Consider the following 16,234-nt stretch of genomic DNA (forward strand, 5'->3'; position numbering starts at 1 on the left):
CGTGCAGTGTTCACGACTTACCGCCAACTGTTCGTTACTTGCGGTTTGCCGTTCGTGTTACTTGCCGTTTACCGTTCCTCGCCCGTTCATCGTTTACTTTATAGCGACAAAAATACAAATATATCCCTTATTTTTGTAATTTTGCCCCCTCAAAACTTGTATTGGCAATAAGTGTTTGATGATTATGGACCGCCCGACCGGTGTTTTCATCAACTATTTAACTGTCTGTTGCCAGTCGTTAAGCATTAAAAAGATGATAGAGTTGACTCAAGAGGAACTGAAACAGTATTTTAGCGAACCGATCTTCGGACACATTGCCGAAACCGCTGACGCACTCGGACTGGAGTGTTACGTGGTAGGCGGTTACGTTCGTGATATTTTTCTGCAACGTCCTTCCAAAGATATAGATGTAGTAGTAGTAGGCAGCGGGATCGCAATGGCGGAAGCACTTGGAAAACGCTTGGGGCGTGGTGCGCACGTCTCTGTTTTCAAGAATTTCGGTACGGCACAAGTGAAATATAAAGTTACGGAAGTCGAATTTGTAGGTGCCCGCAAAGAATCCTATCAACGGGATTCACGGAAGCCCATCGTGGAAGACGGAACATTGGAGGACGATCAAAACCGCCGTGACTTTACTATTAACGCGATGGCTGTCTGCCTGAACAAAGCACGCTTTGGCGAACTGGTTGACCCGTTTGGCGGCATGGCGGACATGAAGGAAAAGACCATCCGCACACCCCTCGATCCGGATATCACGTTCAGTGACGACCCGCTGCGCATGATGCGTTGCATTCGCTTTGCCACGCAACTGAATTTTTATATCGATGACGATACGTTCGAATCGCTCTGCCGTAACAAAGACCGGATTGAAATCATATCCCGTGAACGGATTGCGGATGAGCTGAACAAGATCATTCTTTCGCCTATCCCTTCAAAAGGCTTTGTAGAACTGGAACGAAGCGGACTGCTTCCGTTAATTTTTCCGGAACTGGCTGCCTTGCAGGGAGTAGAAACACGAAACGGACGGTCGCACAAGGATAACTTTTACCATACGCTGGAAGTGCTGGACAATATCAGCAAAAAGACGGATAATCTCTGGTTGCGTTGGGCAGCTTTGCTGCACGATATCGCCAAGCCTGCAACGAAACGTTGGGAGCCTAAAGCGGGCTGGACGTTCCATAATCATAATTTTATCGGTGAGAAGATGATTCCGAATATTTTCCGGAAGATGAAGTTGCCGATGAATGAGAAGATGAAGTATGTGCAGAAAATGGTCAGCTTGCACATGCGTCCCATTGTGATAGCGGATGATGTAGTGACAGATTCTGCCGTACGCCGTCTGCTTTTTGAGGCGGGGGATGATATCGACGACTTGATGACACTTTGTGAAGCGGACATCACTTCGAAAAACATGGAGCGCAAGCAGCGATTTCTGAATAACTTCCAGCTGGTTCGCCAAAAGTTGAAAGACCTTGAAGAAAAAGACCGTGTCCGTAATTTCCAGCCTCCGGTGAGTGGAGAAGAGATCATGGAAACTTTCGGCTTACAGCCCTGTCGTGAAGTCGGTGCTTTGAAAAGTGCGATAAAGGATGCTATTCTGGATGGAGTTATCCCCAATGAGTATGAGGCAGCCCATGCTTTTATGCTGGAACGGGCGGCGAAGATGGGGCTGAAGCCTGTAAAATAGCTTTTCTTGTTCAAATTGGAGTGGCTAAAAAGTCAATTCTATCTCTATTCTCCTCCTTCCCGAAGGAGGAGAATAGAGATAGAATTGACTTTTTAGTCAGCCCCAATAGAGGTAGAACCGACTTTTTAGTCAGTCCCTTATGACAATTCTATAATTTCTTCATTGCAGTTAGTCAGTTTCTCAACTCCTTCGTTTGTCACTACCCAAGAGTTTTCGATACCTACAGGGCCTACACCGGGAAGAACGATTTTCGGTTCGAGAGCAAAGACCATGCCCGGTTCCAGTTCCTGTTTGATGCGCGGAGCAAGTACAGGCGCTTCGTTGATTTCAAGTCCGATGCCGTGACCGATGAACTTGGCTTGCTGTCCCGTTCCCATGAACTTATCGGCAAAACCTGCCTGGGTAACCATTTCGATTGCAGTGTTATACAGCATTTCGCAAGGAATGCCGGGTCTGGCGATCGAAGCGATCTTTTCCTGAATATCCAGACAAACCTGATGAGCGGTATATGCTTCTTCCGACAATTTGCCGATAGAGAACACACGGCTCATATCGCCCATATATCCGTTGAAGTTGCCTCCCAGATCGACCATAACACTTTGTCCTTCTTTCAGCGGAGTCTTGTCAGCGCCTCCGGGCAAGGCAGGATCGAGTCCGCGACCCCCTAAAGCAAAATCGTAGGGAGAAGGATAACCGGCATTATCTCCGGTCAGCACACTTCCCATGAAGATTTCCATGCTGCGGCCAAACACGCGGAAGATGCCGAGGCAACCTTGAAGACGCATCAGACGTTCGATTTCTATCGAGAACTCGATATCTGTCATTCCAGGGTAATATGCGAACGGAATCTGTTCGTATGCCTTGGCATGCGCCATGCCCGAACGACGGAACATTTCGATTTCGATAGCTGTCTTCACGCTGCGTGCCTGACGGATCAGCGGTGTCCCGTTCACGACTTCAGCGTCCGGGAACAAACCTGCCAGACGAACATATTCGGTATAAGGAAGTTCGTCGCCTTCCAGCATCAGTTTAGTGGGCAAAGGCAGACCTTTTTCTTTCAGAATATCGACGATCTGTTCCGGCTTGCGGATGGGGAACGAGTGTTCGCCTGTGATATTGTTGGGCCGCTTGAAAAACAGCAGTGCCGGTGAATGAAGAGGGAGATAAAGATAGCCGCTGACTACACAGCCATAGGTGTAGATTAAATTTGCATTACAAGTAATGAGGGCGGCATCAATGCCCTGTGACACCATCAGACTGCGAATCTTGTCGCGGCGGAGTTTTAATTCGGGTTGTAGCATTTTTTATTGTTATTACTGTATAATGCTACAAAGATAATTAATTCCATTGAAGAAAATAATGTTAATCTCAAAAAAATAGCGCTACCCGCGTCCTGTCACAGGAGGCGAGCAGCGCAAACCACAAATACAAATACAACTAAACAAAGTCTCTTTTAAATAACGCCTTGTCCCATCATTGCGTGAGCTACTTTCATGAATCCGGCAATGTTAGCTCCCTTCACATAATTGATATATCCGTCGGGTTCTGTGCCGTATTTCACGCATTGTGCATGGATACCGTGCATGATGGCGTGGAGTTTTTCGTCCACTTCAGCAGCGCTCCAGCTCAGGTGCATGGCGTTCTGAGACATTTCCAGTCCGGAAGTGGCAACACCACCGGCGTTGACTGCCTTACCCGGAGCATACATTACTTTCTTTTCGATAAATAAGTCGATTGCTTCCGGCGTACATCCCATGTTGGAAATTTCTCCAATGCAAAGAACGTTATTTTTTATGAGATTTTGTGCATCTTCTCCATTTAATTCGTTCTGAGTAGCGCAAGGAAGTGCAATATCTGCTTTTACTTCCCACGGACGCTTGCCCTCTACGAAGGTTGCACCCGGATATTTTTCGGCGTAAGGAGCAACGATGTCATTGCCCGAAGCCCGAAGTTCGAGCATATAATCTATCTTTTCTCCGCTGATGCCGTCCGGATCGTAGATATATCCGTCTGGTCCGGAGATCGTAATTACTTTGGCACCCAATTCGGTCGCCTTGGTGGCAGCGCCCCAAGCTACGTTACCGAAGCCGGAGATAGCGACTGTCTTGCCTTTGATATCTATATTTTTTGCCTGCAACATCTGATAAACGAAGTACAAACCGCCGAAGCCGGTAGCTTCCGGACGAATCAGCGAACCGCCGAACTCCAGTCCTTTTCCGGTAAAGGTTCCCGTAAATTCGCGGGTCAGCTTCTTGTACATACCGAACATATAACCTACTTCGCGTCCGCCTACACCGATATCACCGGCAGGTACATCCATGTCCGGTCCCAGATGGCGCCACAATTCAAGCATAAACGCCTGACAGAAACGCATGATTTCAGCATCGCTCTTGCCACGGGGCGAGAAGTCCGAACCGCCTTTGCCGCCACCCATCGGAAGGGTAGTCAGCGCATTCTTGAATGTCTGCTCGAAGCCGAGGAATTTCAAAATGGAGAGGTTGACGGAAGCATGGAAACGGATACCGCCTTTGTACGGACCGATTGCATTGTTGAACTGTACACGATAACCGAGATTGGTCTGAACTTCCCCTTTATCGTCTACCCAAGTGACACGGAAAGTGAAGATACGATCAGGTTCTACCAGTCTTTCTATGATCTTGGCCTTTTCAAATTCGGGATGCTGATTGTATATATCTTCGATCGAAAGAAGAACTTCTTTTACTGCTTGAAGATACTCTAATTCACCGGGGTGCTTTGCCTCCAAAGAGGACATGATTTTCTGGATGTTCATGATATCATATTTTAAAAGGTTATTCTGATAAAATGTAAACTGCTCACACTGCAAATATAGGAAAATTTTTCAAATATGATTGGTTTTATGGTGATATTTTGATTAAATAATGATAAAATGATAGTGGTAGGTGATAGGTAATAAGTAATAGGTAATAAGTAATAAGTAATAAGTAATAAGCTGCGCTGTAAACCGCATGGTTATTACTTGTTACCTATTACTTATTACCTATTACTTATTACCTATTATAAACTTTATAAAGAAGATGATAGCAAATGAGATTTAAAAAATTAACTTTGCAGGGTAAACGTCAAGTAGACTGTACTATGAATCATTTCATTATGGAATAAAAAATAGAAAGAGACTATGCTCAGCAAGTATAAATTAAACCAGCTTTACTTCAAAGATACGCAATTCGCCAATTTGATGACACGGCGGATTTTCAATGTTCTGTTGATTGCCAACCCGTATGACGCTTTCATGCTGGAAGATGACGGACGCATTGACGAAAAAATATTTAATGAATATACATCCTTGTCACTTCGTTATCCGCCTCGTTTCTCACAGGTTTCTACGGAAGAGGAAGCATTGACGCAGTTGGAGAATGTGTCATTCGATCTGGTGATCTGTATGCCGAGTACGGGAGACAATGACAGTTTTGATATCGGGCGGCATATTAAAGAGAAATACGAACATATTCCGATCGTTATCCTGACTCCTTTCAGTCACGGTATTACGAAGCGGATTATCAACGAAGACCTGAGCGCATTTGAATACGTGTTCTGCTGGCTGGGCAATACCGACCTGTTGGTTTCTATTATCAAACTGATGGAAGATAAGATGAACCTCGAACATGATGTGCAGGAAGTAGGCGTGCAGATGATACTTTTGGTGGAAGACGGCATCCGGTTCTATTCTTCCATTCTTCCCAACCTGTATAAATTCGTGTTGAAGCAGAGCCAGGAATTTTCTACCGAAGCTCTGAATGCGCACCAGCGCACGCTTCGTATGCGTGGGCGTCCTAAAATCGTTTTGGCGCGTACGTATCAGGAAGCGATGGAAATCTATCGCAAATACCAGAATAATATATTAGGAGTCATTACCGACGTCCGTTTCCCGAAAGTGGAACGGGGCGAGAAAGACGGTCTGGCAGGTATCAAGCTTTGTGCCGCCATACGCAAGAACGATCCGTTCGTACCGTTGATTATCCAGTCCTCCGAATCGGAAAACTCTTCGTATGCCGCCAAATACGGTGCCAGCTTTATCGATAAGAATTCTAAAAAGATGGACGTTGACCTGCGGCGCATCGTTTCCGATAACTTCGGGTTCGGTGACTTTGTGTTCCGCAATCCGGAGACCGGAGAAGAGATTGCCCGTGTGCGGAACCTGAAAGAGCTGCAGAATATCCTGTTTGCCGTGCCTGCCGAGTCCTTCTTGTATCATATCAGCCGGAATCACGTTTCGCGCTGGCTCTATTCGCGTGCCATGTTTCCGGTAGCCGAGTTTCTGAAGCCGATCACGTGGACCAGTCTTCAGGACGTAGATGCACACCGCCGGATTATCTTCGAGGCGATCGTGAAGTACCGGAAGATGAAAAATCAGGGAGTGGTTGCCGTCTTCAAACGTGACCGTTTCGACCGTTACTCCAACTTTGCCCGTATCGGCGACGGTTCGCTGGGAGGAAAAGGCCGTGGCCTTGCCTTCATTGATAATATGGTGAAGCGTTATCCCGAATTTGAAGAGTTCGAAAATGCACGGGTGGCAATTCCTAAGACAGTGGTACTGTGTACCGATGTCTTCGACGAGTTTATGGAGACCAATAATCTTTATCAAATCGCTCTATCGGATGCCGACGATGATACGATTCTACGATATTTCCTAAAGGCGAAACTGCCCGACCGGTTGGTAGAGGACTTCTTCACCTTCTTTGATGTGGTGAAGTCCCCGATTGCCATCCGTTCATCTTCTTTGTTAGAAGATTCTCATTATCAGCCGTTTGCCGGAATATACAATACGTATATGATTCCTTATTTGGACGACCGTTACGAAATGCTCCGTATGCTTTCCGATGCGATCAAAGGAGTCTATGCGTCTGTTTACTTCAGAGACAGTAAAGCCTATATGCAGGCTACATCGAACGTGATCGACCAGGAAAAGATGGCAGTCATCTTGCAGGAAGTTGTGGGAAATCAATACGGAGACCGTTACTACCCGTCTATGTCCGGCGTGGCACGTTCGCTCAATTATTATCCCTTGGGAGATGAAAAAGCCGAAGAAGGCACGGTGAACCTGGCTCTTGGATTAGGAAAATATATTGTAGACGGAGGTATGACGCTTCGTTTCTCTCCTTATCACCCGAATCAAGTGTTGCAAACCAGTGAAATGGAAATAGCCCTGAAAGAAACACAGACCCGTTTCTACGCATTGGACTTGAAAAACGCAGGGCATGATTTCTCTATCGACGACGGCTTTAACCTGTTGAAACTTCATGTGAAGGAAGCCGAAAGTGACGGTTCGTTACGCTATATCGCTTCTACTTACGATCCGTATGATCAGGTGATCCGTGACGGTTTGTATCCCGGTGGACGCAAGGTAATCACGTTTGCCAATATCCTTCAACACGATGTATTCCCGCTGGCACGCATCCTGCAACTGGTTTTGAAGTACGGTGAACAGGAAATGCGGCGCCCGGTGGAGATTGAGTTTGCCGCGACCTTGAGCCGTGAACAAGATAAGACGGGTACATTCTACCTGTTGCAAATCCGCCCGATTGTGGACAGCAAAGAAATGCTGGACGAAGACTTGACGCTGATACCGGATGAAGACGTGGTGCTCCGTTCCAATAACTCATTGGGGCATGGCGTCATGAACGAAATTTATGATATCGTCTACGTCAAGACGGATGGATACAGTGCTTCGAACAATCAGGCCATTGCCTGGGAAATAGAGAAGATGAACCTGCAATTCCTCAATGCAGGAAGGAATTATGTACTTGTAGGTCCGGGACGTTGGGGCAGCAGTGACACATGGCTGGGCATTCCGGTGAAGTGGCCGCATATCTCCGCCGCCCGTGTGATAGTGGAGGCCGGACTGACCAATTATCGTGTAGACCCGAGTCAGGGAACTCACTTCTTCCAGAACCTCACTTCGTTCGGCGTAGGCTATTTTACGATCAATGCCTTTATGAATGACGGAGTCTACAATCAGGATTTCCTCAACGCCCAACCTGCGGTGGAAGAAACGAAATTCCTGCGTCATGTCCGCTTTGAAAAGCCGATGGTAGTCAAGATGGATGGTAAGAAGAAGCTCGGTGTTGTTCTGATGCCGGGGATTGACTGATCTCTTTCCGGTTGATAAATAAATAAAACAAAAAAGTTCTGCTCTCATTGGAAAAGCAGAACTTTTTTTAAATAGTTCCGTTGGTTTTAAACCAACGGGGCATTCCTTTTAAAGGAATAAAAAAGGATTTTTATTCTGCTGATATACATCTGTTTACTGTTCTGTCGAAAAAAAGAGCATAAATCCGTCGGGAAATATGCTCTTTCTTTTACAAATGGTTGGTTGTTCTTTTATTCTTTCAATGCTTCTTGCAGATCAATGCCCAATGCTTTGGCGACTCCGGCACCGTATGCGGGGTCTGCTTTGTAGCAGTTGCGGGTGTGACGCTGTTTGATGAATAATTCGGAGTCTCCCATAGCACGTGCCGTGTTTTCAAACAGAAGTTGCTGCTCGTCTGCCGGCATCAGTCGGAACAGATCGCCCGGCTGGCTGTAGTAATCATCATCGTATTCGCGTTCATTATAATTGTATATCTCTCCGTTGCCGGATGCTTTGAGAGGCGGTTCTTTCATGTGAGGAGAGTCTTTCCATTCTCCGTAGCTGTTGGGTTCGTAGCCTTTGGTTGCACCGTAGTTGCCGTCTACACGCATGGCTCCGTCACGGTGGTAAGCATGGAACGGGCAACGGGGTTTATTCACCGGAATCTGTTCGGAGTTCACTCCGAGACGATAACGCTGTGCATCGCCGTAAGAGAACAGACGTCCCTGTAACATCTTGTCCGGTGAGAATCCGATGCCGTCTACGGTATTGATCGGGTTGAAAGCAGCTTGTTCTACTTCTGCGAAATAGTTTTCCGGATTACGGTTCAGTTCAAGGATTCCGACGTCTTGTAGCGGGAAGTCTTTGTGCGGCCATACTTTGGTCAGGTCGAACGGGTTGATGCGGTAATGGTCTGCTTCCTCTTCCGTCATTAACTGAATCTGGAATAACCATTTCGGGTAATCTCCCTTTTCGATGCTTTCAAAAAGGTCGCGTTGATGAGATTCGCGGTCTTTGGCGATGATCGCTTCCGCTTCCTGATCTGTCAGGTTTTTGATTCCCTGCAAGGTGCGCAGGTGGAATTTCACCCAGATACGCTGGTTGTCCGCATTGATAAAACTATAGGTGTGGCTTCCGAATCCGTGCATATGGCGATAGGAGTAAGGAATGCCGCGAGGGCTCATAGTGATTGTCACCTGATGAAGCGCTTCGGGCAGAAGTGTCCAGAAGTCCCAGTTGCTGTTAGGGCTGCGCATGTTCGTTTTCGGGTCGCGCTTGATGGCATGATTCAAATCCGGAAATTTAAGCGGATCACGTAAGAAAAAGACAGGAGTGTTGTTTCCGACTAAATCCCAGTTGCCCTCTTCGGTGTAGAATTTCATGGCAAAACCGCGGATATCACGTTCGGCATCTGCCGCCCCACGCTCTCCGGCTACGGTAGAGAAACGGACGAAACATTCAGTTTGCTTTCCGACTTCGCTGAAAATGGCTGCACGGGTGTACTTCGTAATGTCGTGAGTGACGGTAAATGTACCGAAAGCTCCCGAACCTTTGGCGTGCATACGTCTTTCCGGAATCACTTCACGATCAAAATGAGCAAGCTTTTCAATAAGCCATGGGTCTTGTAACATGACAGGTCCGCGTTGACCTGCGGTTTGCGAATTCTGATTGTCGGCAATGGGACGACCGTTCGCGGCAGTTAGTTTTTTTTCTTCCATAAAATAGATGTTAGTCGGAGGCAAAGTTTAAATAAACCGAAGTCTTTTTTATTCTTCTGTCCGGGTTTATAATATGTAACAAAGATAGACCGATTTTGCTTGCTTGTCAAACTGATAATTTCTATCTAAAGATAGAGAATAACTATGAACAATCTTTAAAACCTCCGATATTTTTTATTTCAAGTACATCTTTCATCCAAGTCATGTACTTCTTTTGCCTTTTTCTTCTACATCATTTGCCGGAATGAAGTACTTCCTGTCACTCACTCTTTTACATGTTTGCCTGCACTCTTTTACTTGTTTTTCATCACTGCGGTACAACATAAAAAAAACTCCCGTCCTTCCTTTCGGAAGGCGGGAGCCTTTATCTTAAAAATGACTATAGCTTTCTTATATCTTGCTGATTATACGATACCCTGAGCCATCATAGCTTTGGCAACCTTCATGAATCCGGCTACGTTAGCACCTTTCACATAGTTTACATATCCGTCGGCTTCAGTACCATACTGAACGCAGGCTTCGTGGATATTCTTCATGATGCTCTTCAACTTTTCGTCTACTTCTTCAGCGCTCCAGCTCAACTTGATGGAGTTCTGAGTCATTTCAAGACCTGATACTGATACACCACCTGCATTAGCTGCTTTACCCGGAGCGTACAGAATCTTAGCGTCCTGGAATACTTTGATAGCTTCCGGAGTAGAAGGCATGTTTGCTCCCTCAGATACAGCTATACAGCCGTTTGCTACCAACTGACGGGCGTGGTCGCCGTTCAATTCGTTCTGAGTGGCAGAAGGCAGTGCGATATCGCATTTTTCACCCCAAGGCTTAGCTCCTTCTACATATTTGCAACCATATTTCTCTGCGTATTCGCGGATACGACCACGGTACAGGTTCTTCAGTTCCATGATGTAATCCAGCTTTTCGCGGTCGATACCGTCCGGATCGTAGATGTAACCGTCAGAGTCGGAGCAAGTAACTACTTTACCACCCAGTTCGATTACTTTTTCGATTGTATATTGAGCTACGTTACCCGAACCGGAAACAAGACAAACTTTACCTTTCAGGTCAGTACCTTTGGTTTTCAGCATTTCCATCAGGAAGTAGATGTTACCGTAACCGGTAGCTTCCGGACGAATCAGTGAACCACCGAATTCGCGGCCTTTACCAGTGAATGTGCCGGTAAATTCGTGAGCCAGCTTCTTGTACATACCGAACATGAAACCTACTTCGCGGCCACCTACACCGATATCACCTGCAGGTACGTCAGTTTCGGGACCGATGTGACGCCACAGTTCCAGCATGAATGCCTGTACGAAACGCATTACTTCAGCGTTTGACTTACCACGTGGAGAGAAGTCGGAACCACCCTTACCACCACCCATAGGCAGCGTAGTCAGTGAGTTTTTGAATGTCTGCTCAAAGGCAAGGAATTTCAGGATGGAAAGGTTTACAGATGCGTGGAAACGGATACCGCCTTTGTACGGGCCGATAGCGTTGTTGTGCTGAACACGGTAACCCATGTTTGTCTGAATATTACCTTTGTCGTCCATCCAAGTTACACGGAACTGAAATACTCTATCAGGAATACACAAGCGTTCGATTAAGTTTGCTTTGTCAAACTCCGGGTGTTTGTTGTATTCTTCTTCAATAGTAGAAAGTACTTCTTCTACTGCCTGATGATACTCCGGTTCATTGGGGAACCGTCTTTTCAGATCGTCTAATACCTTTGCTGCATTCATAATCTTTTTTTCTTTTATTGGTTGATTAAATTTCGATTACCTATTTCTTTTATGCGGTTGCAAAAGTAAAGATAAAAATTGAACTAGCAAACATTTTATAAAGAAAAATGCAATAAAACATCAAATTTGATATTTTATTGCATTAAAACTCAGAAAAAAGATATTTATTTATTCTTTTTCATCGACTTATAGACAGGAATAAAGACTAATGCTGCCGAAATGACAAGCATTACTATCGTCATACCGTCAATACGTTCGGCTTTTGTGAGAACTAAATAGCAAAGCGCCAGCCAAAGCAGGCTGACGCAAACTATTTGTGATTTTGATAACGGCCTTCTCATCGGCTTTCGTTTTTCTTCTTCACTACGATGGCGTCGATCACGGCTACGGCTGTGATGTTCACGATGTCGCGGACAGAACTTTCAAAGTCAGTGAAATGGATAGGCTTGTTCAATCCCATCTGGATAGGGCCGATAAATTCCGTATCGGGGTCCATTGCCTGCAGCAGTTTGTATCCTGCGTTGGCGGAACTCAGGTTCGGGAAGATCAGCGTATTCACGTCTTTACCTTTCAGGCGGGTGAACGGATACTTGGCGTCACGCAGTTCGCGGTTCATGGCAAAGTTCACCTGCATTTCACCGTCGATGGCGAGTTCCGGATATTCCTTCTGCATATAGTTCACTGCTCCGTGCACTTTGACAGGGCTGCCGGAGGTATCGGCGCCGAAGTTGGAGTACGACAACATCGAGATGACCGGTGTATGGTTGAAGAAACGGACTGTCTTGTCAGCCAGTTTGGCGATGTCAATCAGAGTTTCCGTATCCGGATGACGGTTGATCAGCGTATCTGCCAGGAAGTAGGTACCCTTCTTTGAATTAAGAATGTGCATCGTTCCGAAATGGTTGAATCCGGGCTGGATGCCGATTACTTCTTTGGCAACTTTGATGGTGTTGCTGTATCTGGTGTAGAGTCCGGTGATAAATGCGTCTGCATCTCCGGTTTCTACCATCATCATACCGAAGTAGTTGCGTTCGAACATCTTGTCGTTGGCTTCTTCGTAGGTAAAGCCTTCGCGGGCACGTTTTTCGGCAAGGATGCGTGAGTAGCGTTCGCGGCGTTCCGACTCGTCCGGATGGCGGAGATTGACGATTTCGATGCCTTCCAGGCTCAGGTCGAGTTCTTCGGCCAGTTTGCCGATTGCTTCGTCGTTTCCTAATAAGATAGGATGGCAGATGCCTTCGGCTTTTGCTTCGACGGCGGCTTTCAGCATGTTGGGATGGATGCCTTCGGCGAATACGACACGTTGTGGGTTGCGGCGGGCGGTGTCATAAAGCTGGCGGGTCAGTTTGGATTCGTATCCCATCAGTTCGCGCAGATGCACGCAGTAAGCGTCCCAGTCTTTGATTTCCGTGCGTGCCACTCCGCTTTCCATGGCTGCTTTGGCTACGGCACAGGAAACTTCGGTGATGAGGCGCGGGTCTACCGGTTTCGGGATGAAGTATTCCGGACCGAAAGAGAGGTTGTTGACGTGGTATGCTGTGTTCACTACATCAGGTACAGGCTGTTTTGCCAGATTGGCGATAGCATGTACTGCTGCGATTTTCATTTCTTCGTTGATCGCTTTGGCCTGTGTATCGAGTGCGCCGCGGAAGATGTACGGGAAGCCGATTACGTTGTTGATCTGGTTCGGATAGTCGGAACGTCCGGTTGCCATCAGTACGTCGGGGCGGGCGCTCATTGCATCTTCGTAAGAGATTTCCGGTGTCGGGTTTGCCAGTGCGAATACGATCGGCATGGGAGCCATGCTGCGCACCATGTCCTGACTCAGTACGTTACCTTTGGACAAGCCGAGGAATACATCAGCGCCTTTGATCGCTTCTTCCAGTGTGTGGATATCCGTGCGGTCGGTGGCAAAATATCTCTTCTGTTCGTTGAGGTCGGTACGTGTCTTGCTGATAACGCCTTTGCTGTCCAGCATGACGATATTTTCGAGGCGTGCCCCCAGTGATACATATAATTTGGTACAGGATACGGCAGATGCTCCGGCACCGTTTACGACGATTTTCACATCCTCTATTTTCTTTCCGGCCACTTGCAGGGCATTTACCAGTCCGGCGCTGGAGATGATAGCGGTTCCGTGCTGATCGTCGTGCATCACAGGGATGTCAAGTTCTTCTTTCAGACGGCGTTCGATTTCGAAACATTCGGGAGCTTTGATGTCTTCCAGATTGATACCGCCGAAAGTAGGAGCGATTGCTTTTACGGCAGCGATGAATTTCTCCGGGTCTTTCTCGTCCACTTCGATATCGAACACGTCGATTCCTGCGTAGATTTTGAAAAGCAGACCTTTGCCTTCCATCACCGGTTTGCCGCTCAGTGCGCCTATGTCACCCAGTCCGAGTACGGCTGTACCGTTAGAAATAACAGCTACCAGGTTGCCTTTGGCTGTGTATTTGTAAGCGTCCTGCGGATTCTTCTCTATTTCGAGGCAAGGCTCTGCCACGCCGGGAGAGTATGCAAGTGATAAATCAGTTTGTGTACTGTAAGGTTTGGTAGGAACTACCTCGATCTTACCGGGTTTGCCCTGCGAATGGTAGAGCAAAGCGGCTTCTTTGGTTATTTTAGCCATGGTATTGGTATTTTTATTAATAAGTTATCATTTGGCTGCAAATGTAGGAATAAAAGTTATACATTGTTGTCTTTAGATGATAATTTCTATTAATTTTATAGCAAAATGACTGATTTTGCACAAACTTATGGTTGCTATCCGGGTCTCTGTACTCCTTAATGTATAATGGTTATTTCTTTTTTCTGATTGCTATATAACATATCTGTTTTGATATTCTCTAGGCGACATTCCTTCATGCCGTTTGAAATATCTTCCTAAATACGACTGGTCCGGGAAACCGAGCCGGTCGGCTATATCCTGCATTGTCAGCTCCGTAGACTGAAGCAGTACTTTGATCTCTAGAATGGCGAAATCATCAATGATCTTTTTGGCAGAATCTCCGGTCACACTGCGGCAGATGCCTGTCAGGTATTTGGTCGAAATACAAAGTTCGTTGGCGTAGAAGTTAACTTCCCGTTGTGAAATGCAGTTTTCGTGCACCAATGCGACAAACTTCTTGAAGATTTCGTCCTGCCGGCTTCCCCCTTCTATTTCCTGTTTGTCGAAGTAGCGGTAGCATTTATCGTAAATATCCAGCATGAAGGATTGGAGATGATTCTTGGCTATCTGGTTGCGGAAGCGGTTCTCGCGATCATTATAAATAGCAGTTGTCGCCTGTATCAATCCGTTGATAGCTCCGGTATCCTTATCGGGAAGTACATAGCACGGTCTTTCCTTCATAAAGCGGAAGAAGGTCGGTTCTAACCGCAGGCAGGCTTCCCGAAACATATCTTTGGGAAATCCGAAAAAGGAGGCTGTGAAGTCACTGCTGCTGCCATTGATGCGGATAATGCTTCCCGGCAGCAGTACCACCTGAGTGTTTTTGATGATTTCGTACTCTTTCAGATCGATGGTGACGTGTGCCCATCCACTGCGGCAGAAATAGATGGCACCCCCTTCCATTTTCCAGAGGTGATGCATGATAGGTGACAAATTCTCATCGCTTCCGGCAACAAATGATTCCCGGAGAACGGCAAGGGTAGAGTTTCTCTGTATCATAACTATTCTTATTTAGTGGGCAAAAATAGGACTTTTTCACTAAATATCGCTCATATTGTTCCGAAAATGAACAAAACTCTAAGCACTATGACCAGTTTTCTGTGGTGAAAAGAGTCTACCTTTGCCGCGATCAAAAATTTTAATAGGTAACACAATGAGTAAAAAGGTATGTAAAATGAAGCAAGGGCTATTGTTGCTCGGTTGTCTGGTTGCTGCTGTAGGTTGTAAGCAAGCTCCACCCACACAAATGGAAACAGGATATGAAGTAATGACCGTTTCTCCGACCGACCGGATGATTTCGAGTGCCTATTCGGCGACCATCCGCGGACGTCAGGACATCGATATTTATCCACAGGTAGGCGGTACGCTGACAAAAGTCAGTGTCACCGAAGGACAGCGGGTGAAGAGCGGACAGACGCTGTTCATCATCGACCAAGTGCCGTATGAGGCAGCCCTGCAGACGGCAGTGGCGAATGTAGAGTCAGCCAAAGCGTCTCTGGCAACGGCACAGCTGACTTACGACAGCAAAGAGGAACTGTATAAGGAGAATGTAGTTTCCGCTTTCGATCTGAGTACGGCAAAAAATTCTCTTCTGGCTGCCAAAGCCCAACTGGCACAGGCCAAGGCACAAGAAGTGAGCGCCCGTAATAACCTTTCTTATACGGTAGTGAAGAGTCCGGCAGACGGAGTGGTAGGTACATTGCCTTATCGCGTAGGTGCGTTGGTGAGTTCCAGCATTCCCGAACCGCTGACCACCGTTTCCGACAATTCGGACATGTACGTCTACTTCTCAATGACGGAAAACCAGTTGCTGGGATTGATTCGCCAGTATGGCTCTAAAGACGAGGCGCTGAAAAGTATGCCTGCCATCGACTTGCAGCTGAACGATAAATCGGCTTATCCCGAACAGGGACAGATCGAGTCTATCAGCGGAGTCATTGACCGTTCGACGGGTACTGTCAGCCTGCGTGCCGTTTTCCCTAATAAGGACGGACTGCTGCACAGCGGCGGTGCGGGTAACGTAGTGATTCCGGTACAGAAAACGGGAGCTTTGGTGATTCCGCAGGGAGCTACGTTCGAAATACAGGATAAGAGATATGTATATAAGGTAGTAGACGGCAAAGCGCAATCTGCCTTGGTGCAGGTGACCCGTGTGAACGGCGGCCGCGAATTTATCGTGGATGAAGGACTGGCTCCGGGCGATGTGATTGTGGCGGAAGGCGTAGGATTGCTTCGTGAAGGTACTCCGATTAAGGCAAAGACTGCCCAGGCATCTACGACAACTACTGAAAATTAAACAAAGGAGGAATCATC

The 16,234-nt window shown here is 46.8% G+C and carries 10 protein-coding genes; 3 read left to right on the forward strand and 7 right to left on the reverse strand.

Features of this window, described 5'->3' with window-relative positions; translation table 11 throughout:
- The first annotated feature begins 253 nt into the window (after window positions 1-253).
- The gene (locus DW640_RS07860; RefSeq protein WP_199610294.1) at window positions 254-1,687 is read left to right on the forward strand and encodes a CCA tRNA nucleotidyltransferase; all 1,434 of its coding nucleotides are present in this window, start codon (window positions 254-256) and stop codon (window positions 1,685-1,687) included.
- 137 nt (window positions 1,688-1,824) lie between these two features.
- On the opposite strand, the gene DW640_RS07865 is transcribed toward DW640_RS07860, so the two are convergent.
- Window positions 1,825-2,988, reverse strand: coding sequence for a Xaa-Pro peptidase family protein (locus DW640_RS07865; protein ID WP_008766347.1), 1,164 nt, complete (start codon window positions 2,986-2,988; stop codon window positions 1,825-1,827).
- Between the two features lie 152 nt (window positions 2,989-3,140).
- Window positions 3,141-4,478 (reverse strand): NADP-specific glutamate dehydrogenase, encoded by a 1,338-nt coding sequence (gdhA, locus tag DW640_RS07870; protein ID WP_062695904.1) that lies wholly within the window; start codon window positions 4,476-4,478, stop codon window positions 3,141-3,143.
- A gap of 366 nt (window positions 4,479-4,844) precedes the next feature.
- On the opposite strand from gdhA, the gene DW640_RS07875 reads away from it, so the two are divergent.
- Window positions 4,845-7,817, forward strand: coding sequence for a PEP/pyruvate-binding domain-containing protein (locus DW640_RS07875; RefSeq protein WP_117577782.1), 2,973 nt, complete (start codon window positions 4,845-4,847; stop codon window positions 7,815-7,817).
- 230 nt (window positions 7,818-8,047) lie between these two features.
- Here the strand turns inward: DW640_RS07875 and DW640_RS07880 are convergent, their stop codons facing one another.
- The 5 genes from DW640_RS07880 to DW640_RS07900 all read right to left on the reverse strand — a co-directional run bounded on the left by DW640_RS07880 (window position 8,048) and on the right by DW640_RS07900 (window position 14,920).
- On the reverse strand, window positions 8,048-9,514 hold the full coding sequence (locus DW640_RS07880; RefSeq protein ID WP_011108073.1) for a catalase: 1,467 nt from the start codon (window positions 9,512-9,514) through the stop codon (window positions 8,048-8,050).
- Window positions 9,515-9,918: 404 nt separating this feature from the next.
- Entirely contained in the window at window positions 9,919-11,253 is a 1,335-nt protein-coding gene (locus tag DW640_RS07885; protein WP_008766295.1) for an NADP-specific glutamate dehydrogenase, read from the reverse strand.
- Window positions 11,254-11,417: 164 nt separating this feature from the next.
- Window positions 11,418-11,594 carry a hypothetical protein gene (locus tag DW640_RS07890; RefSeq protein ID WP_008761139.1) on the reverse strand — a complete coding sequence of 59 codons (177 nt, stop codon included), beginning with the start codon at window positions 11,592-11,594 and terminating at the stop codon, window positions 11,418-11,420.
- Window positions 11,591-13,882 (reverse strand): NADP-dependent malic enzyme, encoded by a 2,292-nt coding sequence (locus DW640_RS07895; protein ID WP_008766293.1) that lies wholly within the window; start codon window positions 13,880-13,882, stop codon window positions 11,591-11,593. Before DW640_RS07895 ends, DW640_RS07890 begins: the two co-directional genes overlap by 4 nt.
- A gap of 189 nt (window positions 13,883-14,071) precedes the next feature.
- On the reverse strand, window positions 14,072-14,920 hold the full coding sequence (locus tag DW640_RS07900; RefSeq protein ID WP_062694610.1) for a helix-turn-helix domain-containing protein: 849 nt from the start codon (window positions 14,918-14,920) through the stop codon (window positions 14,072-14,074).
- A gap of 154 nt (window positions 14,921-15,074) precedes the next feature.
- Here DW640_RS07900 and DW640_RS07905 point away from each other — a divergent pair, with 154 nt between their 5' ends.
- Window positions 15,075-16,217, forward strand: a complete 1,143-nt coding sequence (locus DW640_RS07905; RefSeq protein ID WP_081109807.1) for an efflux RND transporter periplasmic adaptor subunit — start codon at window positions 15,075-15,077, stop codon at window positions 16,215-16,217.
- Window positions 16,218-16,234: the final 17 nt, after the last annotated feature.

The sequence above is a fragment of the Bacteroides sp. AM23-12 genome, from assembly GCF_003434395.1.
Lineage (GTDB): Bacteria > Bacteroidota > Bacteroidia > Bacteroidales > Bacteroidaceae > Bacteroides > Bacteroides thetaiotaomicron.

Excerpts from the sequence above, each read along its gene's own strand:
- DW640_RS07860 (WP_199610294.1), top strand. The coding sequence starts at position 254 with ATGATAGAGTTGACTCAAGAGGAACTGAAACAGTATTTTAGCGAACCG.
- DW640_RS07865 (WP_008766347.1), bottom strand. The coding sequence starts at position 2,988 with ATGCTACAACCCGAATTAAAACTCCGCCGCGACAAGATTCGCAGTCTG.
- gdhA (WP_062695904.1), bottom strand. The coding sequence starts at position 4,478 with ATGAACATCCAGAAAATCATGTCCTCTTTGGAGGCAAAGCACCCCGGT.
- DW640_RS07875 (WP_117577782.1), top strand. The coding sequence starts at position 4,845 with ATGCTCAGCAAGTATAAATTAAACCAGCTTTACTTCAAAGATACGCAA.
- DW640_RS07880 (WP_011108073.1), bottom strand. The coding sequence starts at position 9,514 with ATGGAAGAAAAAAAACTAACTGCCGCGAACGGTCGTCCCATTGCCGAC.
- DW640_RS07885 (WP_008766295.1), bottom strand. The coding sequence starts at position 11,253 with ATGAATGCAGCAAAGGTATTAGACGATCTGAAAAGACGGTTCCCCAAT.
- DW640_RS07890 (WP_008761139.1), bottom strand. The coding sequence starts at position 11,594 with ATGAGAAGGCCGTTATCAAAATCACAAATAGTTTGCGTCAGCCTGCTT.
- DW640_RS07895 (WP_008766293.1), bottom strand. The coding sequence starts at position 13,882 with ATGGCTAAAATAACCAAAGAAGCCGCTTTGCTCTACCATTCGCAGGGC.
- DW640_RS07900 (WP_062694610.1), bottom strand. The coding sequence starts at position 14,920 with ATGATACAGAGAAACTCTACCCTTGCCGTTCTCCGGGAATCATTTGTT.
- DW640_RS07905 (WP_081109807.1), top strand. The coding sequence starts at position 15,075 with ATGAGTAAAAAGGTATGTAAAATGAAGCAAGGGCTATTGTTGCTCGGT.